This window comes from Pseudomonas sp. AC242 (assembly GCF_979258655.1).
Genome location: NZ_OZ409873.1, coordinates 1,979,810 through 2,003,553, shown reverse-complemented (window position 1 = coordinate 2,003,553; position 23,744 = coordinate 1,979,810). Strand labels below are relative to the sequence as shown.

Genomic DNA, 23,744 nt, shown 5'->3' with positions numbered 1-23,744 from the left:
CGTAGTCTCCCTTTGTCTGTCATTCGATAAGCCCTGCCTCGGCAAAGCGCTTCACGTTCATCGGTTCTTTGAAAAAACCACTGCGTTTCATCGCCGTTATCGTTGCGGTACATCCAGCTCTGGCCCTGGCACGATGAGGCGCGCTGCCTTGCTGCCTTTCATGGATAACCTGCGCGCTGGCGGCATCAACGCCCACCAGCTTCAAGTTCTCGTACAACCATGTTTCATGCAGCCTGAAAAATTCGAAGATGGCTTTAACGATAAAGTCCGCCATGAATGTTTTCTGAGCGTCCGAAGCACCCTGCCAAACAATGGTAAAAAGATGCGAAAAATAAAGTGAGTGCTTGAGTTCATCCTCAAGATGGTCACGCAGCATCCGGTAGACGGGCGTATAAACCGTTGACCTGGAGATCTTCAGGAATTCTTTGGTAATCACAGTTTCAGAAACAAATCCAACAACAAACCAAGCCAATTCGGTATGGGCAGGCTCTACCGAGTTAACAAGCGCCCGGATGTTCTGCACGCGTTCCGAGGTAATTTCCCGATTGGCAATTCCATAAATAGCGCTGACTTGATTGGCGACATCTGCCGACATCACTGCATGGTAGGCCTCATCGGCATATAACTTGAGCCCTGTGAGTTTCAACTCTGGAGACAAACCCAAACCGATTCGATCATGAGCAATGGTTGTGATCGAGCGATTGACAATGCGGGTCTCTAACTCAGTTGTGTAGTCGAGGAACATCACCAGATATCTTGCCAATATCGCCTGCCTGACGGCGTCGCCATGGCAATGAACAGCCTCATCAGCCAACCAGGGAGTTGCCGTCGGTACAAACCAGTCTTTGTGCTGTTCGCCGCCCTGCGCCCAACCCGACAGGTCATAGGCGTTAGGCCGCGAACGCACGGTGGCGGCCTCGTTCCAGTCCAGGAAGACCATCAACGCATCGCCGTCGATTGAGCACTCTTGCTTAATCATTTTCTCGTGCGCCTCCGCTGGCATGCAGCGCTTCCAAAGCCACCGGCATGTCCCTGCCGGTGCTAACCCCGGCACCGACAAACAACAAAGGAGCTGACTGATGGGAATCGCCCAGAATCGGCTCCAGACAAGCCTCATCAATAGCGGCAGAGACCCAAGTCCCAAGGCCCAAGGCAGTTGAAACAAGCTGCACGGTCTGGGAAATATGACCGGCGTCCAGCAGCGCGACGCGGTAGGCCCTTGAGTGCGGATACTTCCACCATAGCCGGTCAAACTGGCACGTCAGAAAAATACCGAACGGAATATCTTCCGCGAAAAATTGGCCGTTGAGTGCATGACCCAAGCTGAAATCGTCATCGGTTTTTATGGATTCCAACTGGTGTTCGACAGGATTGTAGTAATAGAACCCAGGCGGGATCTGCGCGACATTGTTGATGTAAACATATCCCTCAATGGCATTGAGTCCGCCACCTGATGGGCTACTTCTGCGATGGCGAAGTTCATCAGGGCACAGCTGGCTAGTCGCAAGACCGCGGGAAGGAAGATATGCCAGCGAATAATAAAGAATCAATTCTATCTGCTGCTTCGTGAGCGCCACAGGAAGGAACTCCCTGACGCTGCGGCGCTTTGACAAGGTACTTTGCAAGTCATAATTCTGAGTAGTGACCGGTCGTGTTAGAGCAATACAGTGCCCTGTATCTTTACCCTTACTCTCATGCCTTAACCTCGGCACTGGAACAGTAAAGGCTTCGTCACATGCCGATTGGTAGGCTATCGCCCATTCATCGACACTTTCCGGTCGCGCCGCATAGTCGATCTTGCTAGTGCCAACGTGAAAGATGCGGGAAAGATCATCCCAGCCCCATTCCATTGCGGGAAATCCGCTCTCTGACACTACCCCGGCGGCCAGCAATCCCTGGTCGATCGAATCTTGTGTATCCGGCTCTACGTCTGGGTTTTGGCTGAGATGCAGTAAACGACAAAGATACTGAGGAGAGATGGAATATTGCTTGTGTGCCTGGTAGTCCCATAGCACCAATTGCTTATTCTTGATCAGAAAAAAAATATTATCACTAATATAGGATGGCACTTCTCTCGTCCTTGAGACTGGTAAAAACAAAAAGCCCGGAAGAACTTCTTCCGGGCCCTGACATCACTTGACGGTGGTTTTAACCGGACCTGCTGCTTGAGTCCAGTTAGCCAGGGTTTTCGATTCGAGATTAATAACAGTCATGACACTCTCCTTATACTCAATGAAGCCGAACCATTCGGCGAAGTGAGATTTAAACAAATAAAAACAGCTGTCAAGAATGAAAATCAAAAAAACTTTTTGCGCTTAACTTGGTGCGTAACTGTTATACAACCGCACCGGGATAGTGCTACGAAAGTCTCCGAATCCGGCCAGTTCGATCATTGTCCGACAATTTAAGTGCGCCATTGCAGCGCACACTTTCTAAGCATATGAATCGCCCTGAATTTCATAAACGCCGCTTTGCCTGAACTGACATCGACCAAATGACAGAATGGCGTGCGGCTGGATTGCGTCTTTATCAATCGGTCGCCGAGGTAACTGTCATGACAACGCCCGACGCACGGACAGGGGCCACAGACTACTGCCTGCCGAATGCTCGACCATTTCCAGAGACACGTATCCGCCACAAGCGGTCAGCGCATGACAATGGTATCGTCCACTCCTTTTCAATGTTTCTGACAGATTATGAATAGAGCCAAATCCTCAAACCGGACCATTGCTCCCGCACCAGGCATCCCTGAATCCGAAGTGAGGCCAGGACACCATCGCTATGCTTTTGTGAGTTTTCGACCTTGCTCTCGCTGAAGGATGTCTACATGCCCAACGCATCGCAGAACGCGCGACTCACTGAGTTGCTGACGGTGAGCGAAGCCAGTATTGACAGGGCTGAATCCAATGCCGACCTCCTGAACGTGATCCATGAGTTCGCCTTGTACAACGGCCCGCTCGAATTCGATCGCACACGCGCATGGTGGTGTTTCGGCACCGGCCTGTTATTGCTTGCGAGCGCTGTGGCCCTTTATTGGATTGGGAACATCCATAGCGTCGCTCTGTTCTTTTACCGGTTGGAAATTGATCCCGACTCGTTCGGCATGGGTACTGGTTTTCTCGGCATCGTGATTGCCGTTTGGAGTCTGGCATGGATGAAATCCAAATCTGATCGGTTGCCGTCGCTCAGTAAAAGAATTGCTCGACTGTCATCCTATTTCCACAACGGACTGACTTTCCTGAGAGAAGACTCGGCCGCGACCCTCAAGGAGCTGGACACGGAATTTGGTGATTACCGTCGCGGCGACTACAGCCGCAAGTTGGTCGAGTCGATACAGGGTGAATTTACCGGCACGTTGCGCAACCTCCCTTTCACGTACCGCCAGCTGCACTATGTCAACCGACGCGAGGTGCACACCACGGTTACCGACGAAAAGGGCAATACCAAAACCGAGACTCGAGTGGTTTATGACCACTACGATCGCTACAGTTTGGTCATCGACTTTCCATGGGTCACCGGAATATCGGTCAGATCTGATTACCAGTCCCAGAACGACTATTCGCATCCCATGGACACGGCTTCTACGGATTTCAATAAAGCGTTCCGTTTGACCGGTCGCAGCGAGATGCTTTGTGCGAAATTCATCAAGCCTTCGACGGTGCTCCACTTGCTGAAGCTGTTCGACATCCTCCATCGTCCGAACCTGGAGTTCTCCGACAGTGGAGAGCTCTGCCTAAGCTTTGAGAGCAACGACCTGTTCGCGTTCGGTGCCCAGTATTCGCTGGCTTCGCCCAACAATTTTTACGAAGAAATTTCTGCCGGTATCGAACTGCCGCGTCTGATGTCTGCGCTCCAATGGAGCCATGCACTCAGTGAGCTGCACGATGACAACTTTACCTTTACCGCCACTCCCCCAAAACAACGCCAAGAGAAGTAAGCCATGGACATTGCACTCATCCTCTCCGCTGTTATCGCTGTCGTCATAATCGTAGCGGGCTTCAGCATTTATAACGGCATTATCGGGGGACACAACCGAGTACAACGTGCATGGTCGGACGTCCTCGTTTACGAACGCCAGAAGACCAAAGTTCTCGACCAGCTGCAAAAAGTGCTCGCAGATTTCATGGTCTATGAGGCCAGCCTCCTGGAAAAGATCACCGGCCTTCGCAGCGCGGTCAACGCCCTGCCTGCGGGCGCCAATGGCAATGCCCTCACGACCGTTGAAACCGCCACCCGGGAGCTGATGGGTGGCCTGCGCATCGCTTTCGAGGCCTACCCTGACCTGAAAGCATCAGAAGCGGCGAACAACATGATGCGTGAAATTGCCGAACAGCAAGAGAACGTCGGCGCCGCCATCACCATCTACAACCGCAACGTCGAACTGTTCAACAACGCCATCGAGATGTTCCCCGGCTCGGTCATCAATGGCCTGTTCAACAAGAAAACTCGCGTCACGCCATTCACCGATACCGAAGCTTCGCAGGGTTTCTCTTACACCCCGAATATCTAACCTGCGTTAAGTATCGAACCATCGCCCGTGAGGGTGGTGGTTCGATCACCTGCCTTCTTGAATAGATTCGCCGCTGATTTCTCGGGCGCGAACCATTCAATGACACGAGCGTTCAATCGGCCCCTTCTGAATCAACCAACCCCACCACCGGAACCTGCCAAGCAGGCTTTTTCCCACTCTGACCATCAAACACCCGACGCGCCTCGCGAAAATCATCGACGTGCTCCACAACCCAAGTCCAAATCGGCGACATGCGAACCAACAGCTCCATACCCAACGCCGTCAGCTCGTACTCGACATGGGGCGGCACTTGATCCAACTCCCGCCGTATCAGCAAACCATCGCGTTCCAGCGCGCGCAGCGTTTTGGTCAACATGCGCTGAGTCACGCCCGTCATTTGCCGTTTGATCTCGGCATGACGCATCGTGCCGTACACACCCAGGGCATGCAGGATACCCAGTGACCAGCGGCTGCCGGCGTGCGCCAGGACTTCGCGCCGCACGCCATCATCGTCTCGTCTTAGCGTCTGGCAGATCGCTTCTGCCTGGCTAAGGGTTTCCTCATCGGTCATATGTCCCCCTGGTATCACGCGTGTGCCTTCTTCTGAGCGCTGCGCAATCGTGCCAGCATCGCCAAATCATACAGACGACGGATCTCAGGAGACATCATGACCGCAGCGACCCACCCTTCCCCACAATCCATTCTCGTACTCGGCGCCGGCGAACTCGGCCTGCCGGTGCTGCGCAATCTTGCGCGGGTAGCCAAGCGCTCGCCCGGCAGCACCATCAGCGTCCTGCTCAGGGATTCGACCATCAACACGCAAGCCCCCGAGAAAAAACTGGAAGTCGATGAACTGCGCAGTCTGGGCATCCAGCTAGTCGCTGCAGACCTGGTCAACGATTCCATCGATCAACTGGCCGAAGTGTTCGCAGCATTCGACACCGTCATAGGCTGCGCCGGCATGGTCGCGGGCCGCGAAACACCGATGAAACTGGCAACAGCGGCGCTCAGGTCCGGCGTGAAGCGCTACTTCCCTTGGCAGTTTGGCGTCGATTTCGAAGTGATTGGCCGGGGCAGCCCGCAGGATTTGTTCGATGCGCAACTCGACGTGCGCGAGTTGCTCCGCGCCCAGGATAAAACCGAATGGGTGATCATCTCGACCGGCATGTTCACCAGTTTTCTGTTCGAGCCGGTATTTGAGGTCGTCGATTTTGAGAACGACACCGTCAACGCCTTGGGCAGCCTGGAAACCAGCGTGACGCTCACGACACCCGAGGACATCGGCAAGCTGACAGCGGACATCGTTTTCTTCGAACCGCGCTTTCGCAATGAGATCGTGTACCTGTCTGGCGACACGGTGACGTATGGACAGGTGGCGAGCCTGCTTGAACGTGTGCTGGGGCGTCCGTTCAAGCGTAACGTCTGGACGGTGCCGTACCTGATGCAGGAACTGGAAAAAGACCCCACTCACCACATCAAAAAATACCGCGCCGTATTTGCCCAAGGCAGAGGTGTGTCGTGGCCGAAAGCGGGGACGTTCAACGAACAGCAGTCGATTCAGGTCACTACGGCTGAACAGTGGGCTCGGGACAACCTGGCAGTCGATTGACGCAAAGAAAGCAACCCACTCGCAGGTACAGATAAGCGTACATCGTCTCAACATTTATCGCGGCTGAAGAGCAAGTCCGCTCCCACCTTGGAACACACTCAAAGGTAGGAGCGAGCCTGCTCGCGAAGGCGCCAGAATGAACACCTGATCAATCACCAAGTGATCCCGCCCCCCGCATCACTCCGGCAACTGCAAATTATCCAACGCCCGATTCACCGCCAACTCCCCGAGCATGATCAACTGCGCAATCCCCAACAACGCCCGACGCTGCGACGCCGGCAACAGACTGGCGACGTTCTGCGCGATGGTTTTGGCCGAAGCGAGTGTTTCACTGGCATCGGTTAGCAGTTCTTCGTTTTTGTTGTCGGCGGTGACGGCATACATCCCACGGTTTTTACGTGGCGGCGGCGTGGAACCGGGCGGACAGAGGTAATGGTCGAGCGCGCGGTCGGCGGCTTCGTGGAGTTTTTTTGAGTCGATGGATTCGTAGGGGGAAACCGAGGCGGTTTCGGGCGGGTTGGGTGTTGGTTTGATCATGGTGAAGCTCCTTGATGACTGGAGCCGCCACTGTTCGCGGTCAAACAAACAGGGTGGCAGCTGTACGCGGGTTGACCGACCGGACATCAAGGAATCCGGCACACCCGAAGGTGTCCCACGCACAGCCACCGCGACATGATTTCAGACAATGCCTGAACACGTGCAGAACGCTGGCGCGCCTTGATATTGGGCGGACGGTCAAATCCGATCGCTGATTCGTCAGCGACCGCACCAAGATAGAACTCGCCCCCAAGGCGCACAAGCCGGCGGATTCTGGCGTAGCTGTAGGCAAAGGCGCAAGGATATGTAGCCTGAGAGAGTGTCTGGTGATGTCTTTTTAAACATTGGCGTTTATCGGAATCCTCATTGCGTCTCGGATCCCAGCACAGATCCGTCCCCTTGCCCCAACAGACGTAAGCGTCCGGCGAATACATCCCCCTGAAACTGATAGGGAGCCATCGCCTCCATTGAACCGAGGCCGCAGTGGTTATGCGGATTCTGTTCTCTATAATCACTGACCGGCCATGTTTAGGGTGCTTGTCATGCCAGCCTCCACTGATCAAAACTCCGCTGTCGTTTTATGCGCAGCTTCCGATAACGACCTGGAAGATCTGGTAGCCATCAGGATTGAGGCCATGCGCGAGAGCCTTGAACGGCTTGGACGATTTGACACAGATCGTGCGCGCGAACGATTTCTTGGTGGGTTCGACGCTAACAGCACACGCCGCATAGAAGTATTAGGTGATCTGGTCGGTTTTGTCGTAATCAAAGACCAGCAGAGCGAGCTGCTGCTTGACCACTTGTATGTGATACCCAGAGCTCAAGGAGCAGGAATCGGCTCTGAAGTTATTACTCGGATTTTCAGAGAGGCTGATGAGATCGGGCGTCCCATCAAGGTTGGTGCTCTCAAGGAAAGCGCTTCAAATCGCTTTTACACTCGCCATGGCTTCGTGTTCATCGAAAGCGGTGAATTCGATAATTATTATGTCCGGGCTAGCGGTAATGCCGTTGATTTGGGCGACTAGGTAGATCTTGATACGGTTCCCCGTCAGAGGTTGCACCGTTAGATGGGCATCTGCATTCAAGGGGACGGATCTATTTTTCAAATATAAATCCGTCCCCTTTTCCTCCTGTAGGAGCTGCCGAAGGCTCGGGCAACGGATACAACGCATGTGTCATCGCCATCGCTGCCAGCCCTGCTCCCAAAGGTCTCAGCGCCGGACACAACATTCCTGACCAACACAAAACCCTGTGGGAGCGAGCCTGCTCGCGAAAGCGCCAGAATGGACACCCGATCAATCAGCAGGCGTCCCCGACAACCGCATCACTCCGGCAATTGCAAATTATCCAACGCCCGATTCACCGCCAACTCCCCGAGCATGATCAACTGCGCAATCCCCGCCAGCGCATGGCGCTGCGATGCCGGCAACAGGCTGGAGACGTTCTGGGCGATGGTTTTGGCCGAAGCGAGTGTTGCACTGGCATCGACCAGCAGTTCTTCGGTTTTGTTGTCCGCCGTCACGGCGTACATCCCGCGCTTTTTACGTGGCGGCGGAGTGGAACCGGGCGGACAGAGGTAATGGTCGAGCGCGCGGTCGGCGGCTTCGTGGAGTTTTTTGGAATCGATGGATTCGTAGGGAGAAACCGAGGCGGTTTCGGGCGGGTTGGGTGTTGGTTTGATCATGAGTGAATCTCCAAATCATAGAAAAGGAGCCATCATCTTTCGCTACCAAACGAAGGGGTGGTGGCCATACGAAGGTTGGTAGACCGGTGACTTGGAGAACCGGCGCGCCCGAAGACGCCCTGCGCATGACCACCATAAATACACAGCCCCAAAAAAGGCCTGTATCGGGTGACGCTATGCGCCAAGTCTAAGCCGGGCTACCAAACCCGATCGCTGATTCGTCAGCGACCGGACCACAATAGAATCCGCCCCAAAAGCGCACAAGCCGGCGGATTCTGGCGTAGCTGTAGGCAAAGGCGCAAGGATGTGTAGCCTGCAAGAGTGTTTGGAGATGTCTTTTTAAACATTGGCGTTTATCAAGGACTCATTGCGTCACGCTTCCCCAAACAAGTCCGTCTCCTTCGCCCTTCCGCATCAAGTCGTAAATTTTTAAGCGAGTTTGGCGGTTTCGATGTCATTGGGCCAAACTCATCTGCTGAGCCGTTATGACTGTACTCATCAAGGAACATGGATATGCCTGAAAGAACTCCTTGGAAAACAGCAATAGAGGTCGAGCCGAAAACTGAATCCGAACGGTACCTAAGCCGGCTTGCGCGGCTGGCGTTTCTTAGTTTTTGGTGCTACGGAAACGTTCACACAAATGAGGGAAAAACAACTGAGACTGGGGACGGCAAGGAGCTTTGCGACCTGCTCGTGGTATTTGGCAACCATATTTTGATCTTCTCAGACAAGCACTGCGAGTATCCCGAGCACCCTGACGCGCTAGTGGCTTGGAACCGTTGGTACAAGCGCGCGATCGACAAGTCGGTAAAGCAACTGTTAGGCGCGGAGAAATTTATTCGTGATCATCCGGATCGCCTGTTTCTAGACAAGCAGTGCACGGTGCCATTTCCTTATCGCTTACCCAATATGGAAGAGGCTGTCATTCATCGAATCGCTGTGACGCGTGGTTCCCACGATGCCGCTTTCGCTCATTGGGGCGGGCAAAGCAGCGGTAGTCTGATGATCGACACAGGCCTTGCAGGTAAATCTGAGCACCTGGAAAGTCCGTTTACCATTGGCTGGCCGGCTGGCCGAGATAGATTTGTTCATGTTCTCGATGAGCTCACACTAGATGTATTGCTCGACGAGTTCGACACCGTCCCTGATCTAATTGCATATTTCTCTGAAAAGGAGCGTTTTCTCAATAGTGCTCGGTACATCAGCGTGCCCGGGGAAGAAGAATTAATCACGCTCTATCAGACCCGCCTGCATGATGGGAGACATTCTCTGCCGCAAGATATTCCAGATTCAAACATGGTCGTTCTACAGGAAGGTAATTGGGAAGCCTTTAATAGCAGCGCCCAGCGTGCGGCGCGCAACGCTGCAAACGAATTGAGCTACCTGTGGGATCACATCATCGAGTACCAGTCCTCTTTCATTCGCTCCGCAGAGACCGTATCGGTTTGGGGCGACGAATACACCGTCGATCAACAAGAAGAACTTGTCCGCGCCCTAGCTAGCGAGAGCCGCTTCAGCAGGCGTATCCTGGCTACAGCGTTGGACGGTCTACTACATCGCCCCGTTGCTGCAGATCAGCAAGCGACTCGTCGCCTACCCAGCCCCTCCATACCGGGCCGTCACTACGTTTTTACCGTCATGGGGCGTAATACGTCGATCGACTATGAGCTTTATAGCGAGCAGCGGGCGAAGTTCCTTACCACCTATTGCTGTGGGTTGAGGCTACATCACCCAGATACTACGGAAGTGATTGGGCTCGCAACCGAACCCTTGGCCACAGAAGTCTCTTCACAGGACTTCTTCTATGGAAAATTTCCATCTCCCGCGACCCAAGAAGAGTTGGACGATGTGCGGGAACTCTGTAATGAACTGGGTATCATGCAGGATGCCGCAATGAGAGCAACCGCGTTCATCGATTATGAGTTTCCTGAGCCAATTACACCAAGCAACCCTCGTTGGCCAAGTGGATCAGGCAATCGCGCCGAGCGTCGAGCAAATGAAAGCCATCAGCGCAGACGGAAGGGTGGCAAACGCGGTTGGTGAAATAGAAATTTTCGGCGCGTCCGTTGTGTTTGAACTGAACTTTTAACTGTCCCAGTTTATCAGTCGAACAGCTGCTACCAGTTGAACACAAAAAAAGCGAACAAAGGGGGACCGAATTGTTATTCAAAAAATAGATCGCTCCCTTTTTTACTGTCGATGTATTCAAGGATAACGTCCATCTTGATAGATGCAATGTAGAGGGCGATCCCGACTAAAAATGAAATGGATTGTCCGCCAGCCGAACTGGCTGAGGTTAAATTTATTCAAACCCAATGATCAGCAATATAAAATATACTAAATTACAAATCGATAACTTTATTTACAGCCTCACTTTCACTTAACAACTTCTCAAACCACCAAATTATTCATGCAACTTGAACCCAAGGTAGTACAGCCCCCAAAACGTAGCTGCAACAAGCTGAAAAAAAGCAAAAAAGAACAAAGCAAGCAACAACAACGAAATCCACCACCCCACACTTACTCCGTAAGCGGAAAAAAGCGAAAGACTGGAAGAAAGCTCAATCGCAAATATAGAAAAAATAATAAGCACAATACTTTCAGCTGTCAGAAAGGAAAAAAGCATCGCTAGAAAACGCCTTCTAGTTAACTTTACTATGTTCTCCCCCCCTATAAACTTCACCTTGACTTCGGGGGTCGGCTCAGGCAAAACGCTGTCAATGTCAGCACGACCAAAGGTAGCAATTGCGGCCAAAGCAGCAATATAAAAGCCTGGTAGAGACTGAACAAAAGACAGCAAAGAAGAAACCATTCCACCTTTAGCTAATAATAGACTGACGTCAGTTGCGTACAGCAAGCCCAGCAGAGTCAGCAATGTAGCTAATGCAGGATAAAACCAGTCGACGACCCACTTATGAGGATGCCTTATCGCTAGATAACCAAAAGGCATTAATATTTGCTTTAGTAACATGGCTCTTCCTTTAGAAGTTTATCAATGCACGCAACAACTCCGACCTGCACCTTATCAAAGCTATTGTAGTTCACCGTCGACGCGCTGATAGTTTGCTTGCGAACATAAGAATCTGCTGCATACAACTCGCCCGTATCAGAGGATAGCACAGCATCCTTAGCGTCACCTTGTTCCGTTTTAAACTTTACCCTTATTTGAGCATACTCTTTATGCTGGGTGGTAATCTTATTACGAATACCTTTCAAGGTTGTTAGTACGTCACCAATTAGATCTGCTTTTGGCTCCAGAATCACGCTTCGTTTTTTTTCTGTTACAAAGCCACGGTCATCCCATGTCGCACCAACCTCAGAAAAGCTTACAAGCTCAATAGAAGAAAGTCGCCCTCCGCTCAAGTCGCGCTGAAACTGCTTAGATGGATGCCCCCGAAAATCAATTTCGTGGTAGAGGCCAACTTGGAGCCTCTGTCCTTTTTTGTCAGTCGCCCCGCTAATATTTACAACCTTGTAACTTGTAGGCTTTTGCTTTTTACAGTGCCTAACAATATGAGCCAAATAAGATTTAATGCTTGTAGCCGAAAGCCCAGATCCATAAGCGCTCTCAAACACACAGAGATAATGATTATCCCCGCGAACTGGATTTACATAGAGGATAATATGAGCGGAATACTCCCCCCCATGCCCATCTGGTTTGTTATGGACGACCCTAGTTTTTAGATCTGGATTACTGGAAACCGCATCTGGTGCAGAGGGATCACTGCGATTTACGAGCAGCACTACACGATCAGATGATACGGCCATGTCCGCTAAATAAAAACTATCTGCCTGTGCGGAGTAGCCTTTCTGCAAAAAATTATCTCCCGCCAAGTGAAGCGAGTGAACATCCGATAGTATTTCATTCAATGATTTTGGTACTGCAGCGAAGTCAGCCTCATTATCTTTAGCTCTTGAGTTTCCTCGCGCAGCAATAATCAAATCATAAAAAAAAACAGTTCGACGCGACATACCAACTCCCTCTACGAAGCAAAAAATAAAAACTATTCAGTGTTGCAAGTTTTTTAAGCTCGTAAGCTTTTAATATTTCAAGTATTTATGGGGCTCACAATCTTAACTAGACGTCTCGATCAACTCGGTTGTTTGAGCCAACTTGAGCGCGTCCTAACACAAAATCCGGTTGCAGGTCATCCGCCATCCACGCAGTCGGCACGCAGTCGGCACGCAGTGATGATCATTCAATGGATAGACTTTTTCGCCGTAATCTGCAGCGCAGAAGTTGACAAAATAATTGGTGTCTCTGGGAAAGGAGGGCCGCGACGAAGATCCGAAGTATTTTCTGATCAACAGCAAAGCTGCATTTCCACTTTGGAAGTATTTTGCTTGGCAGTGCACACTCATCTCAGAGGAACCCCATTAATCGAATGCCTTTGGCTTTCAAACGGAGGAGATAATGCCACCCTTTTGACATCAGCGACAACTGCTTCACGTTACGCTAGTCGGGAGTTAAGACTCTGTCTAATACTGATAATGATTTACACCTGTTATATCCGAATGCCGGAGACGGCCGATCACGAGTATAGACCGTACCGACTCACTCATAATCTCGAACATCTGCTGTTTCCCGATGGCGGAAATTCACGACGATCCGTTACTGACTGGCACTTGAAATGGTTCGCGACTAAACGGCAAAAACAACTAACATCAACCCTATGGATCACGGCCTCGTCAGCCTCGGCAACACCACCCCCTCCACCAACTTCTCCACCCCCAACCGCACCCTCTCCCCACCCTGCTCAATCACAACCCCATCCCCCTCCACCGCCACCAACTTCACCCCAGGCCCCACCTTCTCCCCCTGCAAAAAACTCCTCGGCGGCCCATCGTTCAAACTCAGTATCGCCACCGCCCCCCGACTCCCCGCCATCACCCCGCTCACCTTGATATCCATCGGCGCCGTTTGATTGGAAAACCACTGCAACGCCGGGCTATCACTGCGTGCCGCCAGCAATTGCGGGGCCGCTGCCGGGGTGTGTGATTCGGCGGAGGTCAGCAGCAGCGACGACCACGTCGCCACGCCGACCAGCGCGGCGAGCAGTGCGAGGGCCTGGACTATTTGCGGTGGGGAAAAGCGTGCGGTGAAGGTCATGGGTTGAATCTCCTTTTTATCCCTGCTGCCAGCCTACGCGGCAATTCTCTCCGTTTTATTTCACACGCCTTACAGGTTGGCCGTGCGCGATGGCACAGGACGCAAAGGAGCGCGCGCGCGATGAACAGGCAAGAGGGTTTTACGCTGATCAAGTTGATGGTGGTGCTGGTTATCATCGCCGGGGCCGGTTTAGGGCACGGAGTAATGAGCGTTGAATGGCCCTGATTGCGGAGTCCGGATGGCCGAGTTATGCGGTTGTTGCGCTTTGAACAGGTCGTTGGCGCGGCGGGGAATGGGCGGTTGCTCAAGGTTGGCGTGGAGGTGTTTGACCGTAGTCAGGGGCGCTACCGTTGGCCACACTCGATACCCTGCTGAGCAGCCCATGAAGCTCCTGAGCCTGGCCCTCATATTTAGAAAAGGACTGGGCCAGGAGCCACTTTTTAGCCTACTTGTTTAGAACCACAGTGAAGGTCCGCGGCAGGGACGCGTCTCCAGCACCGTATAACGCCTTGGCTGTAATGCTGTGCAAACCTACGCTCAATCCAGTCAAGGAAAGGGCCCATTTCCCCGTTGGATCAACAGCGGCTGCACCTTTGGCAAACGCGCCATCAAACACTTCAACTTTCTGCGCTGGTTCCGCTGTACCGGCAAGTGTCACGCTGGTCTCGATGGTTGTGCCGCCATTTGCGATTTCTACGCCGCTGGCTCCTTTGACCGAAACGATAGTGGGTACGATTGCATTGGATTGGGATGTCGACATGGTGAAAACTCCGATAGTGAGATAAATGGAACGGAGTAATTCAACGCTGAAAAACGCAAGTGCACACCTGTCAGATCTGACAGGTAGCGGTCCTTTTTCGACGAGCGGTCGTCATCACTCAGGGTCGGTCAGCGCCGCGAGCAGTGCGAGGGCCTGGACCATTTGGGGTGAGGAAACGCGTGCGGTGAAGGTTATGGTTTGAATCTCCTTTTTATCCTTGCTGTCAGCCTACGCGGCAATTCTCTCCGTTTTATTTCACACGCCTTACATGTTGGCCGTGCACGATGGCGCAGGACGCAAAGGAGCGCGCACGCGATGAACAGGCAAGAGGGTTTTACGCTGATCGAGTTGATGGTGGTGCTGGTGATCATCGGCATCGCCAGTGCGGCGATCAGCCTGAGTATCAAGCCCGATCCGTTGCAGTTGTTGCGCAAGGATGCCGAGCGTGTGGCGCAGTTGCTGCAGGTGGCGCAGGCGGAGGCGCGCGCGGATGGCCGGCCGATTGTGTGGGTGAGTGATGCCAAGGGGTTTCGGTTTAGTCGGCGCAGTGACAGTGGCAAGGGGTTTGATCATTTCGCGCAGGATCCGCAGTTGCGGCCGCGTGCCTGGCAGAGTCCGAAGATGGAGGTGCGGGTGGAGCCGAAACAGAGGGTTGTGCTGAACGCTGAGTGGATTAATCCGCCGCTGCAATTGACCTTGTCGGATGGGTTGAATCGGTTGAGTGTGCTGCGTGATGGCAGCGGCAGGATCAGCCTGCAATGAAGCGCCAGCAAGGGTTTACGTTGATTGAGGTGATGGTCGCGATTTTGTTGATGGCGGTGGTGAGTCTGATTGCCTGGCGGGGGCTGGACAGTGTGACGCGGGCGGACAGTCATTTGCAGGCGAGCAGTGAGCAGAGTGACAGTTTGTTGCGCGCGCTGAATCAGTTGCAGCGGGATGTGGAGATGCGCGCGGGGGTTGAGTTGACCGAGCCGAAGAAGGTTGGCGTGGATGATGAGCCGCCGAGCGCCCCGCCCGCTCTGACTGTGCGCAGTAGCGACAGTAAGGGTTTTCGTCTGGACATCATTCGCACGGCGGCGGATCAGCCGGGGGCGTTGCAGCGGGTGCGCTGGTGGGTCAAGGGCGGCACGTTGTATCGGGCGGTGGCTGAGGCGCGGAGTCGGTATCCGTTGCCGGCGCCTGGGAATGGGGTTGCTGTTTTGAGTGATGTCAGTGATGTGCAGGTGCGGGTTTGGGAGGTGGATAAAGGCTGGCGGCAGTTGAGCGGGAATCGGCGGGAGGATCCGTTGGGGTTGGAGATTCGGCTGAGTCGGGGGACGGCGCAGGGGGTGGAGAAGTATCGGCAGGTGATTGGGCCGTTGGAGTGATACTGGCTGCAATGTGGATATCCGTGTAGGAGCTGCCGAAGGCTGCGATCTTTTGACTTTGAAGATCAAAAGATCGCAGCCTCCGGCAGCTCCTACATTGGGATTGGGTGCAGTCAGTTGGGGTTGGTTGGCTGGCAGGCCGTCATCGCTGGCAAGCCAGCTCCCACAGGAATTGGGTGAAGTCAGTCAGGGGTTGGTTGACTGGTTGGTCGTCATCGCTGGCAAGCCAGCTCCCACAGGAATTGGGTGAAGTCAGTCAGGGGTTGGTTGACTGGTTGGTCGTCATCGCTGGCAAGCCAGCTCCCACAGGAATTGGGTGAAGTCAGTCAGGGGTTGGTTGTCTGGTTGGTCGCCATCGCTGGCAAGCCAGCTCCCACAAAGACTGAGTGCAGCCGGTAGATATTGGTCCGCTGACAGGCCGCCATCGCTGGCAGGCCAGCTCCCAAAATTTCGATTCGCGAGCACAGCATGCGGCGAAGCCGCCCCACTCAATGGCCGAGTGTCAGCTCGCCGAAAGCTCTTGATCTTGATCCACGGGCGACGTCGGAAGGCTGAGTGGAGGGATTCATCCGGGGGTGGGAGCGCAGCGACCGTTTGGCGCAGCCAAATGCATCGAGAGGAGGTGCAGCGAAGCAAACCGTAGGCGATGCGCCCGGATGGATCCCGCAGCGAAGGAACCCCGAGCTTTAGCGAGCGGGCCGCACGTAGGAGCAAGCCTTTTTGGTTACTTTTTCGGCGTCTGGAAAAAGTGACCCGCCGTAAGGGCGGAACCCTAAGCAGCCATATCCGCAGCAACGGATATGTACCCAATCAAACCCACTAGCTCAAAACGACAACACCACCCGGCAGCTCAGTGCATTTGACGCCATAGGCATCCCGAATCAGCAATGCAACGCCAGCAAGTTGGTCAAGGCTAAAGCGCGCCTGCACCCGCCGCTGCCCAAGCTCACGGTTGAGCAACAACAACATCCCCGGCCGATAGCGATTGATCTCATCAATCATCTGGCTCAGCGTAGCGCCGTTAAACACCAACACTTGCTGACGCCAATTCATCACCGCCGCCGTGTCGACACTCTGCACACTGCCAACCTGCCGCGCGTCATAGGTCACCTGCTGCCCCGGTTCAAGACGCAGGCTACGACCTTCAACATCCACGTCAACCGCACCATCAAGGCAAGTCACGCAAACTTGCTGATCAGTGTTACGCAAGTTGAAACGCCCCTGACTCGCGCGCAACCACCCTCCCCCAGCCTGCATCGCCAACGGCAACCGCACGGTCTGCACTTCAACCTCACCACTGACCAGCTCAAACCCCTGCACACCCTCAGACACTGCACGCTGATTGATCCGCGTCTGAGTATTCAGCTCCAGGCTCACACCCTGCACAGGTTCAAAACGCCGCTGCTGGCCAACTTCAGTAATGTAGTCAGCGCCCAGCCCTTCAAAACCACCGGGAATCGTCCCGCGCACCAGCAAAAACGCCGCCGACGCAGCAATCGCACCACCGAGAAACGCACGTCGACCAAACCCGCGCGGTGCCTGCATTTGCTCCACGGCCGGTTGCAGGTTGTGCCACAACCGCTTGGCCTCTTCGAACGCGCGGGCATGCTCGGCACTCTGCGCGCACCATTCGCGCAAGGCCCGGGCGTCGCCCACGGTGGCGCGGCCGGAAGTCAACAGGACCAGCCAGTCGCGAGCTTCGCTGTGCAGATTGTCGGCCGCCGATGGCTCGGCAGATGTCAGTCGAAAGATGTTCAAACGCGCAGATTCTCAACGAATTGATCGGGCACTATTCAGAAGACGGTTTTCCGGCCCCGCGACCGAACCGCTGAAACACTTTTCTTTCCAGTTTCGCCGCGCAGAAGCCCAACGCGGCTTTGATTTCCTTCTCGACCATGCGCGTGGAAATGCCGAAGCGCTGCGAGATTTCCAGATGCGGCGCCTCTTCCAGGCGCGCCGCGATGAAGATCTTCCGGCGCCGTGCGGGCAGCTCGTACAACGCACTGAGTAGTGACTGGATTTCCTTTTGCCCACCGACCACCCGCGCCGGGTCCAGCGCTTCGTCGCCGATTTGCAGCAGCTCCTCGACTTCCTCGCCGGTGAGCAGGCGCGCATCGGCCTGGCGGCGGTCGGCGGCAATGTTCAGGGCCATGCGATAGAGGTAGGCATTGGGCCGCAGGACGTTCGGCGGCGTCTCCATGCGATCGACCCGCAGGTAGGTTTCGTGCAGCACGTCGTTGGCCAGATCTTCCGAACCGAGACGCCTGCGCAGGCGCACCCGAAAGTCCTCGTAGGACGTCAGGAACAGTTGGACCATCGAACCTTGTCCGGTGTCTTTCATCCCCCGGAAACTCCTTCCCATTTGGTGCATTCCATGCGTTTCCCTGACGACTCCGGTAACAACAGCAACGTGACCGGCTGACGCAAGGCGCTGGGCGTCGGCCGATCAATTTTGAGGTTGCGAAAGCTCTCCACCAGCGCGTTGTCGCGCCGTACATCTCCGGTCGAAGTGACCAACCGGTTGTGCTGCACCACGCCGTCGCGGCCAACCCAGACCTGCAACACCGCGCGATAACTGCCCGGACGGGTCAGTGGCGAGCGGCACAGGTTGCGCTCGATCGCCGCTTGCACCGCCGTGGCGTAACTGCGATTGACGGCGACGCTTTCCGGCGTCTGTTTTTGTGCCGGCGCCGGTACGTCTTCGACCTGCGCCACTTGCAAAGTAAACGCATCGTCGCGGGCATACCGCGCCATCAAACCACTGCCGCCGAGCAATCGACGCAGGGCATCGGCGGCGGTGTATTCACCGTCCACCGCCAGCGAGCGACGACCGCGACTCAACTGACTGTCGACCAGCACCGCAACGCCGGTGGCGAGGCTGTACTGATCCAGCGCGTGTGCCAGATCCTGTGCCGGAATGTGCAGCGTCATCCGCAGGTCCGCTGGCACCGCATCAGCCATTGCCTGGCCCGCGGCGCAGCCAAGCAGCCACCCCAGACACATCCGGCGCACAAGCCTCGTTGAACGCTGAAAACCGTCCGTGGAATTGCCTCGCTGCACGGCTGACGAATCCTTGGAAATCGTCATCCTGATGGCTGTTTATGAATCTGGTGTGACGGGCGGTGCAAAAAAACCATCACGGGAATTGCGCACGGCTTGCACTAGACTCAAGCCATAGCGCGGCCCCGTCGGGCCGGCCAGGAGGCGAGCATGAATAGACTGTGGCGATTGAGCCTTGGCGGGCTGTTGTTGATGGCGCTGTCGAGCGCTTATGCCGAGCAGCCGTTGGGCTGTGTCGAGGTGACGGTCGGCGGTTACAAGGCGCCGAATTACGACTGTTTGAGCCAGCAGATGGGCAACAACCCGGAAGGCGCAGCGGCGGCGCAGAAGAATCAGGAGGCGCTGAATGTGCCGGTGAACAAACGGCCACCGAATCAGGTTGGCCTCGCGACCCCAGCCGCAACCAGCACGCGGATGGGCAATACCTTTGGCACATCAGTAAAACCACAACGCCCACCGCAATGACACCCCACCGATCGTTCCCACGCTCCGCGTGGGAATGCAGCCCGGGACGCTCCGCGTCCCATCCGGAGCCGAACGCAGAGCGTCCGTTGAGGCATTCCCACGCAGAGCGTGGGAACGATCAGGGCAGGCTCATTCGCTGGGGGTTTGGCGGAAACTCACGGCCAAACGATTCCAGCTGTTGATGGTGGTCACGGCCATGGTCAGGTCAACCAGTTCGCCTTCGCTGAATTGCTCGCGCGCCTGCTCATAAACGTCATCAGGCACACGGCTCTCCGCTAAAAGCGTTACCGCCTCCGCCCAGGCCAGCGCCGCACGCTCGCGCGGGTCGAAGAAGTTGCTGTCACGCCACACCGCGATCGCATACAAACGCCGATCACTCTCCCCGGCCCTCCGCGCGTCCACCGAGTGCATGTCGGTGCAGAAGGCGCAGCCGTTGAGCTGCGAGGCACGGATCCGGATCAGTTGCAGCAACGGCTGTTCGATACTGAGGTTGGCAGTCAGCGCCTCCATGGCAATCATCGCTTTCATCGCCTTGGGCGAAGCGTTGTAGTAATCCAGGCGCGGGGACATGGCGGTTCTCAGTGGACGGAATAATGAGTTCACCGTAACCGCCGACAGCCATGCATAAAAGCCCCAATTGCACGGAAAACCGCTACACCACTGCCCCCTGCCTTTACGCGCTGATCGTTCCCACGCTCCGCGTGGGAATGCAGCCATGGACGCTCCGCGTCCACTGTGACGCAGAGCGTCACGGGATGCGTTACCACGCAGAGCGTGGGAACGATCAAAGATCGCAGCCTTCGGCAGCTCCTACAGGGATTGGGGCCAATTTCGGGTTTTTCGGGTAGGCAACTATTGCCAATCAAACAACAGCGCTAATCTGGCGGGCACGCCAAATAGTCTCGGGAGCCTCGTCGGTATGGAACTTCACGTCGTGATCAACGGCCGCAAGGATCTTGCCGGTCAGTTGTATCAGCAGTTGCGCGGCGCCATTGAATCCGGGCGCTTGGCCGCTGGCACGCAGTTGCCGCCCAGCCGTCTGCTCGCCGAGCAACTGGGCATCTCGCGCAAGACCATCTCCGACACCTACGCACAACTGACCTACGAAAACTTCCTCACCGGAGTGATCGGCAAAGGCACCTACGTCAACGCACGCCCGGCGCAAATCCAGCGCAAGCAAAGCCACAGCGAACTGGCCAGTGCCGAGGTGATCGAGAGCTGGCGCAATCTGCCGGTGTTTCTGCGTCACCCGACGCTGGAAGGCTCGCTGCGTTACGACTTCATCGGTGGCGCAACCAGCAAGGGCCAGTTCCCGCAGGATGACTGGCGCCGCTGCGTCGCCCATGCGATGCGCCAGATGAGTCAGTCCAAGGGTTTCTACAGCGTGGCCGAAGGCCTGCCGGCGCTGCGCAATGCGATTGCCCGGCACATCGCGTTTTCCCGCGGGATCAACTGTCAGAACGAAGACATCGTCGTGTGCAACGGCGCGCAACAGGCGCTGGACCTGATCACCCGTGTGCTGATCAGCCCCGGCAGTCTGGTGGCGATGGAAGATCCCGGTTATCCGCCGGCACGCCTGCTGTTCGGCACCCATGGCGCCGAGGTGGTCGGCGTGCCGGTGGACGCCGAGGGCATTCAGGTCGAGCACATTCCCGATGGCACGCGCCTCATCTATGTCACGCCGTCGCACCAGTTTCCGTTGGGTATGCCGATGAGTCAGGCGCGCCGTGAAGCCTTGCTGGCTCGCGCCCATGAGCTGGGCGCGATCATCATCGAGGACGACTATGACAGTGAGTTCCGCTACGAGGGGCGGCCCACCGATTCGCTGTTCAACCTTGATCAACGCGGCATCGTTGCTTACGTCGGCACCTTCTCCAAGACCCTGTTACCCGAGCTGCGTCTGGGTTACGGGATCCTGCCCACAGCGATCATCGAAGCAGTGATCCGCGCCAAGCAGCTCACCGATCTGCACGCCTCGACCCTGCCGCAATGGGCGCTGGCCAAGTTCATCGCCGAGGGTTGCCTGCTCAAGCATATCCGCCGTTGTCATGCGATTTATGCGCAGCGCCGCGAGCGGATTCTCGCGCGCATGGCCACCGATCTGGCGCCATGGCTGGAGGCGGTGCCGGCCAGCGCCGGGTTCCATATGGCAGTGTTCTGCAAGGTGCCGATCGACCTGCCGCTGGTGATCGAATTGGCGAAAAAAGTTGAAGTCGGGCTGTACTCGATCAATGGTTTTTATCATCAACAACCGGCGAAGAACGGCCTGTACTTCGGCTTCGGTGCTATCGAAACCCTCGACATCGACATTGCGCTGGATCGCCTGCGCGACATCCTCCAGCAGGTCGCCTGAGCGATTGGCCTAAAGATTTAACCGCCGATTGGTTATTGGTGTTCCGGGGGTGCAGGCCTATCCTGCACAGGCGTTATCCCTCAATGAGCAGGATTCGTCCGGCCTGATTCAGGAGTGTGAGCAATGTCCAACGAAGTGATCAATACGGTCCAGGTGCAAGCTGCCGTCGGCCGCTCGGATGAACTGGGCAGGCAACTGCAGAAGATCGTCGAAACCCTGCGCGAAACGCCAGGCTGCGATTCCTACCTGGTCGACCGCTGCCCCGAGGACAGCCACCGCTGGACGGTCAGTGCGCGCTGGCAGTCGGAAGCGGCGATGCAAGCGCATTTCAACCGGCCCGAAGCGCAGGGGTTTATTGACTTGATCGATAGTCGGTTGGCTAATAGCGTGGATTTCAACAGCTTCCCTATCGTCTGATCTGACGACATCGCTGGCAAGCCAGCTCCCACAGGGTTCAGCGTCGTTCGATAATTTAATGAACGACACAAAACCTGTGGGAGCTGGCTTGCCAGCGATGGCGTACTCAAACACGCTGAATAACCGCCGATTGGTCACCTGATCTTCCCGAATATTGGCCGTTTGAATGCCCCACCCTGCGGACTACTGTGATTGCACCCCCAGCCATCACAGGTAACCCGCCATGAAAGCCCTACCCTTCTTCGCCGCCGCCCTCGCCCTGAGCCTCTGCGCCTCTGCCGCCTTCGCTCACGACCCATCTGAAAAAATCACCGTCCTGCAAGACCAGATGCTGAAAAACGCCCCCGGCAAAAAAGCCATGATGATCGAAGTCGACTACAAACCCGGCCAATCCTCCATCGCCCATAAACACGACGGCACCGCCATGGCCTACGTGCTCGAAGGCGAGGTGATTTCCCAAGTAAAAGGCGAACAGGCAATCACCTACAAGAAGGGTCAGTTCTGGTACGAACCGGCCGGTTCCGAACATCTGGTGTCGAAAAATGCCAGCAAATCCAAAACCGCCAAGTTGCTGGTGTTCATGGTGCTGGCCCCGGATGAGCAAGTGCTGATCCCGCTGAAAAACTGATGGCTGTTTAACCAGCCATAAATAAAGAGGCGCAAATCATCGTTTCGCGCCTTTTTATTTCCCGGCGCAATTAACCGCGCCGGGTTACAGCAAATGAAACTATCTAACACGTTTTAACTCAGCAAATTGTCAGGTTGACGGGTTTAGTCTGAATTAACGGTCGTCACCAACGACCTTTAAAACTTTCCGACTGATGTTGTTTCACGGGAGAAACACCATGAAACTTGCGTTCACCAGTGTACTGGCGATATCGGTTTTAACGCTGTCAGCCTGTTCGGTACCCACCGCGCCTCAAGCCGTTTCCTCACTGGACACCCTGCTCCCCCATCCCACCGGCCGCAGCAGCGCCACCCAGGTAAAAAGCGGTCCCGGCGTATCGCTCGGCGTGGTCTACAGCCCAAGCACCCAGACCAACCGCGAATACCTGCGCGACTATCAGGCCAACGCCGGCACCGGTTTCGGCCAGAGCCTGCTGGTGCAGCCGATCCATGACGCCTACGTCGCCAGCTCGAAACCGGACATGGCGGTGGACTGGGTCAATGCATCCCTGCAACGTCAGTTTGGCTCAGTGACGGTGTATCCGGACATGCAGAGCCTGCGCGCAGCCAGACCGGATGTGGTGGCGATTGTCGATACCCACAGCCAGTTGATTACCTCGCGCAGTTCCGACATCAAAGCTGATGTCAGTGCCGACTTTTATGATGCGCAGTTGAACTACATCGGTACGGCGAAAGGTTCAGAGGCGCGAGAACTGACGCCGGTGTGGGCGGACTTCAAGCGGTCGGAAGAGATAGTTGCCGATATTAATCAGCAGCAGGATGTGCAAGTTCGGGCGTTGCAGAAGTTTGACCAGTCGCTCAACAATTTGGTCGCGCGGCCGGCGGATAAAGTGTCGATGCTCGATAGTGAACAAGATAAAAAGTTGTATTGAATGTAAGAGTTCTTTCGCGAACAGGCTCGCTCCCACATTTGAAATGCATTCCCCCTGTGGGCGAGCCTGCTCGCGAAGGGGCCAGTATTGCCCCAAAACCCTCAACATCTCACGACACCAGGGATTTCCGGTTCAACCAAGTAAAATCAGGAATTTTCAGCAAATGCGAGGTACCGCGCCCCACGAACTTCACAGATACCTTCATCTGTCTACTGTTAACCCTGACAGTAGACCGCCTCGCCAAATCGGCTTCCAATAACTTGACAGTATTGATCTCTCGATCCCAGGTCGGTTATCGAGGTATGCAGAAGCT

25 protein-coding genes are annotated in these 23,744 nt (G+C 55.3%); 12 read left to right on the top strand and 13 right to left on the bottom strand.

Annotated elements, in window-relative coordinates; genetic code table 11:
* Positions 1 to 19 precede the first annotated feature (19 nt).
* Complete coding sequence (locus ACZZ0A_RS09250) at positions 20 to 979, bottom strand: diiron oxygenase (protein ID WP_463542918.1); 960 nt, start codon at positions 977 to 979, stop codon at positions 20 to 22.
* Entirely contained in the window at positions 972 to 2,069 is a 1,098-nt protein-coding gene (locus ACZZ0A_RS09245; RefSeq protein ID WP_463542917.1) for a SagB/ThcOx family dehydrogenase, read from the bottom strand. The genes ACZZ0A_RS09250 and ACZZ0A_RS09245 overlap by 8 nt, the downstream gene beginning before the upstream one ends.
* A 758-nt stretch (positions 2,070 to 2,827) precedes the next feature.
* Here ACZZ0A_RS09245 and ACZZ0A_RS09240 point away from each other — a divergent pair.
* Together ACZZ0A_RS09240 and ACZZ0A_RS09235 are read left to right on the top strand one after the other, a co-directional pair.
* The gene (locus ACZZ0A_RS09240) at positions 2,828 to 3,937 is read left to right on the top strand and encodes a hypothetical protein (RefSeq protein ID WP_095111423.1); all 1,110 of its coding nucleotides are present in this window, start codon (positions 2,828 to 2,830) and stop codon (positions 3,935 to 3,937) included.
* Positions 3,938 to 3,940: 3 nt separating this feature from the next.
* Entirely contained in the window at positions 3,941 to 4,510 is a 570-nt protein-coding gene (locus ACZZ0A_RS09235; RefSeq protein ID WP_463542916.1) for a LemA family protein, read from the top strand.
* A gap of 112 nt (positions 4,511 to 4,622) precedes the next feature.
* Here the strand turns inward: ACZZ0A_RS09235 and ACZZ0A_RS09230 are convergent, their stop codons facing one another.
* Entirely contained in the window at positions 4,623 to 5,081 is a 459-nt protein-coding gene (locus ACZZ0A_RS09230; RefSeq protein ID WP_095122810.1) for a winged helix-turn-helix transcriptional regulator, read from the bottom strand.
* A 96-nt stretch (positions 5,082 to 5,177) separates the two neighbouring features.
* Here ACZZ0A_RS09230 and ACZZ0A_RS09225 point away from each other — a divergent pair, with 96 nt between their 5' ends.
* Positions 5,178 to 6,119 (top strand): aromatic alcohol reductase, encoded by a 942-nt coding sequence (locus ACZZ0A_RS09225; protein ID WP_463542915.1) that lies wholly within the window; start codon positions 5,178 to 5,180, stop codon positions 6,117 to 6,119.
* A gap of 177 nt (positions 6,120 to 6,296) precedes the next feature.
* Here the strand turns inward: ACZZ0A_RS09225 and ACZZ0A_RS09220 are convergent, their stop codons facing one another.
* On the bottom strand, positions 6,297 to 6,656 hold the full coding sequence (locus ACZZ0A_RS09220) for a DUF6124 family protein (protein WP_463542914.1): 360 nt from the start codon (positions 6,654 to 6,656) through the stop codon (positions 6,297 to 6,299).
* Positions 6,657 to 7,198: 542 nt separating this feature from the next.
* On the opposite strand from ACZZ0A_RS09220, the gene ACZZ0A_RS09215 reads away from it, so the two are divergent.
* Complete coding sequence (locus ACZZ0A_RS09215; RefSeq protein ID WP_463542913.1) at positions 7,199 to 7,681, top strand: GNAT family N-acetyltransferase; 483 nt, start codon at positions 7,199 to 7,201, stop codon at positions 7,679 to 7,681.
* Positions 7,682 to 7,980: 299 nt separating this feature from the next.
* Here ACZZ0A_RS09215 and ACZZ0A_RS09210 read toward each other — a convergent pair whose 3' ends face one another.
* Positions 7,981 to 8,340 (bottom strand): DUF6124 family protein, encoded by a 360-nt coding sequence (locus ACZZ0A_RS09210; protein ID WP_414915763.1) that lies wholly within the window; start codon positions 8,338 to 8,340, stop codon positions 7,981 to 7,983.
* A 513-nt stretch (positions 8,341 to 8,853) separates the two neighbouring features.
* Here ACZZ0A_RS09210 and ACZZ0A_RS09205 point away from each other — a divergent pair.
* Complete coding sequence (locus ACZZ0A_RS09205) at positions 8,854 to 10,383, top strand: hypothetical protein (protein WP_463542912.1); 1,530 nt, start codon at positions 8,854 to 8,856, stop codon at positions 10,381 to 10,383.
* 361 nt (positions 10,384 to 10,744) lie between these two features.
* On the opposite strand, the gene ACZZ0A_RS09200 is transcribed toward ACZZ0A_RS09205, so the two are convergent.
* The 4 genes from ACZZ0A_RS09200 to ACZZ0A_RS09185 form a co-directional block, all read right to left on the bottom strand.
* Positions 10,745 to 11,311 carry a hypothetical protein gene (locus ACZZ0A_RS09200; protein WP_463542911.1) on the bottom strand — a complete coding sequence of 189 codons (567 nt, stop codon included), beginning with the start codon at positions 11,309 to 11,311 and terminating at the stop codon, positions 10,745 to 10,747.
* Complete coding sequence (locus tag ACZZ0A_RS09195; protein ID WP_463542910.1) at positions 11,302 to 12,312, bottom strand: hypothetical protein; 1,011 nt, start codon at positions 12,310 to 12,312, stop codon at positions 11,302 to 11,304. Before ACZZ0A_RS09195 ends, ACZZ0A_RS09200 begins: the two co-directional genes overlap by 10 nt.
* 706 nt (positions 12,313 to 13,018) lie before the next feature.
* A complete protein-coding gene (locus tag ACZZ0A_RS09190; RefSeq protein ID WP_463542909.1) occupies positions 13,019 to 13,450 on the bottom strand; it encodes a type II secretion system protein N in 432 nt (143 codons plus the stop codon).
* Between the two features lie 445 nt (positions 13,451 to 13,895).
* Complete coding sequence (locus ACZZ0A_RS09185; RefSeq protein WP_007913942.1) at positions 13,896 to 14,210, bottom strand: hypothetical protein; 315 nt, start codon at positions 14,208 to 14,210, stop codon at positions 13,896 to 13,898.
* Positions 14,211 to 14,525: 315 nt separating this feature from the next.
* Here ACZZ0A_RS09185 and gspH point away from each other — a divergent pair, with 315 nt between their 5' ends.
* Positions 14,526 to 14,972, top strand: a complete 447-nt coding sequence (gene gspH, locus ACZZ0A_RS09180) for a type II secretion system minor pseudopilin GspH (protein ID WP_064392940.1) — start codon at positions 14,526 to 14,528, stop codon at positions 14,970 to 14,972.
* Positions 14,969 to 15,577, top strand: a complete 609-nt coding sequence (locus ACZZ0A_RS09175) for a prepilin-type N-terminal cleavage/methylation domain-containing protein (protein WP_463542908.1) — start codon at positions 14,969 to 14,971, stop codon at positions 15,575 to 15,577. The genes gspH and ACZZ0A_RS09175 overlap by 4 nt, the downstream gene beginning before the upstream one ends.
* 819 nt (positions 15,578 to 16,396) lie before the next feature.
* Here ACZZ0A_RS09175 and ACZZ0A_RS09170 read toward each other — a convergent pair.
* The 3 genes from ACZZ0A_RS09170 to ACZZ0A_RS09160 are packed head-to-tail and all read right to left on the bottom strand — an operon-like array spanning position 16,397 to position 18,580.
* The gene (locus ACZZ0A_RS09170) at positions 16,397 to 17,335 is read right to left on the bottom strand and encodes a FecR family protein (RefSeq protein WP_463542907.1); all 939 of its coding nucleotides are present in this window, start codon (positions 17,333 to 17,335) and stop codon (positions 16,397 to 16,399) included.
* Between the two features lie 31 nt (positions 17,336 to 17,366).
* A complete protein-coding gene (locus tag ACZZ0A_RS09165; RefSeq protein ID WP_007913935.1) occupies positions 17,367 to 17,918 on the bottom strand; it encodes an RNA polymerase sigma factor in 552 nt (183 codons plus the stop codon).
* Positions 17,915 to 18,580, bottom strand: a complete 666-nt coding sequence (locus tag ACZZ0A_RS09160) for a secretin and TonB N-terminal domain-containing protein (RefSeq protein ID WP_123375013.1) — start codon at positions 18,578 to 18,580, stop codon at positions 17,915 to 17,917. The genes ACZZ0A_RS09165 and ACZZ0A_RS09160 overlap by 4 nt, the downstream gene beginning before the upstream one ends.
* 207 nt (positions 18,581 to 18,787) lie before the next feature.
* On the opposite strand from ACZZ0A_RS09160, the gene ACZZ0A_RS09155 reads away from it, so the two are divergent.
* Positions 18,788 to 19,102 (top strand): hypothetical protein, encoded by a 315-nt coding sequence (locus ACZZ0A_RS09155; RefSeq protein WP_007913932.1) that lies wholly within the window; start codon positions 18,788 to 18,790, stop codon positions 19,100 to 19,102.
* A 129-nt stretch (positions 19,103 to 19,231) separates the two neighbouring features.
* Here ACZZ0A_RS09155 and ACZZ0A_RS09150 read toward each other — a convergent pair whose 3' ends face one another.
* The gene (locus ACZZ0A_RS09150) at positions 19,232 to 19,672 is read right to left on the bottom strand and encodes a carboxymuconolactone decarboxylase family protein (RefSeq protein ID WP_463542906.1); all 441 of its coding nucleotides are present in this window, start codon (positions 19,670 to 19,672) and stop codon (positions 19,232 to 19,234) included.
* A 349-nt stretch (positions 19,673 to 20,021) separates the two neighbouring features.
* Between ACZZ0A_RS09150 and pdxR the strand changes: the two genes are divergently transcribed.
* The 4 genes from pdxR to ACZZ0A_RS09130 all read left to right on the top strand — a co-directional run bounded on the left by pdxR (position 20,022) and on the right by ACZZ0A_RS09130 (position 23,431).
* Positions 20,022 to 21,455, top strand: coding sequence for a MocR-like pyridoxine biosynthesis transcription factor PdxR (gene pdxR / locus ACZZ0A_RS09145; protein ID WP_463542905.1), 1,434 nt, complete (start codon positions 20,022 to 20,024; stop codon positions 21,453 to 21,455).
* A 123-nt stretch (positions 21,456 to 21,578) separates the two neighbouring features.
* A complete protein-coding gene (locus ACZZ0A_RS09140; RefSeq protein WP_463542904.1) occupies positions 21,579 to 21,872 on the top strand; it encodes an antibiotic biosynthesis monooxygenase family protein in 294 nt (97 codons plus the stop codon).
* A 223-nt stretch (positions 21,873 to 22,095) separates the two neighbouring features.
* A complete protein-coding gene (locus tag ACZZ0A_RS09135) occupies positions 22,096 to 22,500 on the top strand; it encodes a cupin domain-containing protein (protein WP_463542903.1) in 405 nt (134 codons plus the stop codon).
* Between the two features lie 217 nt (positions 22,501 to 22,717).
* The gene (locus ACZZ0A_RS09130) at positions 22,718 to 23,431 is read left to right on the top strand and encodes an ATPase (protein WP_123375008.1); all 714 of its coding nucleotides are present in this window, start codon (positions 22,718 to 22,720) and stop codon (positions 23,429 to 23,431) included.
* The last annotated feature ends 313 nt before the right edge of the window (positions 23,432 to 23,744 follow it).

Bases quoted from the DNA above. Each gene is read 5' to 3' on its own strand.
- ACZZ0A_RS09225 (WP_463542915.1), top strand. From the start codon at position 5,178: ATGACCGCAGCGACCCACCCTTCCCCACAATCCATTCTCGTACTCGGC.
- ACZZ0A_RS09210 (WP_414915763.1), bottom strand. From the start codon at position 8,340: ATGATCAAACCAACACCCAACCCGCCCGAAACCGCCTCGGTTTCTCCC.
- ACZZ0A_RS09235 (WP_463542916.1), top strand. From the start codon at position 3,941: ATGGACATTGCACTCATCCTCTCCGCTGTTATCGCTGTCGTCATAATC.
- ACZZ0A_RS09240 (WP_095111423.1), top strand. From the start codon at position 2,828: ATGCCCAACGCATCGCAGAACGCGCGACTCACTGAGTTGCTGACGGTG.
- ACZZ0A_RS09250 (WP_463542918.1), bottom strand. From the start codon at position 979: ATGATTAAGCAAGAGTGCTCAATCGACGGCGATGCGTTGATGGTCTTC.
- ACZZ0A_RS09230 (WP_095122810.1), bottom strand. From the start codon at position 5,081: ATGACCGATGAGGAAACCCTTAGCCAGGCAGAAGCGATCTGCCAGACG.
- pdxR (WP_463542905.1), top strand. From the start codon at position 20,022: ATGGAACTTCACGTCGTGATCAACGGCCGCAAGGATCTTGCCGGTCAG.
- ACZZ0A_RS09165 (WP_007913935.1), bottom strand. From the start codon at position 17,918: ATGAAAGACACCGGACAAGGTTCGATGGTCCAACTGTTCCTGACGTCC.
- ACZZ0A_RS09160 (WP_123375013.1), bottom strand. From the start codon at position 18,580: ATGTGTCTGGGGTGGCTGCTTGGCTGCGCCGCGGGCCAGGCAATGGCT.
- ACZZ0A_RS09205 (WP_463542912.1), top strand. From the start codon at position 8,854: ATGCCTGAAAGAACTCCTTGGAAAACAGCAATAGAGGTCGAGCCGAAA.
- gspH (WP_064392940.1), top strand. From the start codon at position 14,526: ATGAACAGGCAAGAGGGTTTTACGCTGATCGAGTTGATGGTGGTGCTG.
- ACZZ0A_RS09195 (WP_463542910.1), bottom strand. From the start codon at position 12,312: ATGTCGCGTCGAACTGTTTTTTTTTATGATTTGATTATTGCTGCGCGA.
- ACZZ0A_RS09215 (WP_463542913.1), top strand. From the start codon at position 7,199: ATGCCAGCCTCCACTGATCAAAACTCCGCTGTCGTTTTATGCGCAGCT.
- ACZZ0A_RS09185 (WP_007913942.1), bottom strand. From the start codon at position 14,210: ATGTCGACATCCCAATCCAATGCAATCGTACCCACTATCGTTTCGGTC.
- ACZZ0A_RS09130 (WP_123375008.1), top strand. From the start codon at position 22,718: ATGAAACTTGCGTTCACCAGTGTACTGGCGATATCGGTTTTAACGCTG.
- ACZZ0A_RS09220 (WP_463542914.1), bottom strand. From the start codon at position 6,656: ATGATCAAACCAACACCCAACCCGCCCGAAACCGCCTCGGTTTCCCCC.
- ACZZ0A_RS09150 (WP_463542906.1), bottom strand. From the start codon at position 19,672: ATGTCCCCGCGCCTGGATTACTACAACGCTTCGCCCAAGGCGATGAAA.
- ACZZ0A_RS09175 (WP_463542908.1), top strand. From the start codon at position 14,969: ATGAAGCGCCAGCAAGGGTTTACGTTGATTGAGGTGATGGTCGCGATT.
- ACZZ0A_RS09135 (WP_463542903.1), top strand. From the start codon at position 22,096: ATGAAAGCCCTACCCTTCTTCGCCGCCGCCCTCGCCCTGAGCCTCTGC.
- ACZZ0A_RS09140 (WP_463542904.1), top strand. From the start codon at position 21,579: ATGTCCAACGAAGTGATCAATACGGTCCAGGTGCAAGCTGCCGTCGGC.
- ACZZ0A_RS09190 (WP_463542909.1), bottom strand. From the start codon at position 13,450: ATGACCTTCACCGCACGCTTTTCCCCACCGCAAATAGTCCAGGCCCTC.
- ACZZ0A_RS09200 (WP_463542911.1), bottom strand. From the start codon at position 11,311: ATGTTACTAAAGCAAATATTAATGCCTTTTGGTTATCTAGCGATAAGG.
- ACZZ0A_RS09155 (WP_007913932.1), top strand. From the start codon at position 18,788: ATGAATAGACTGTGGCGATTGAGCCTTGGCGGGCTGTTGTTGATGGCG.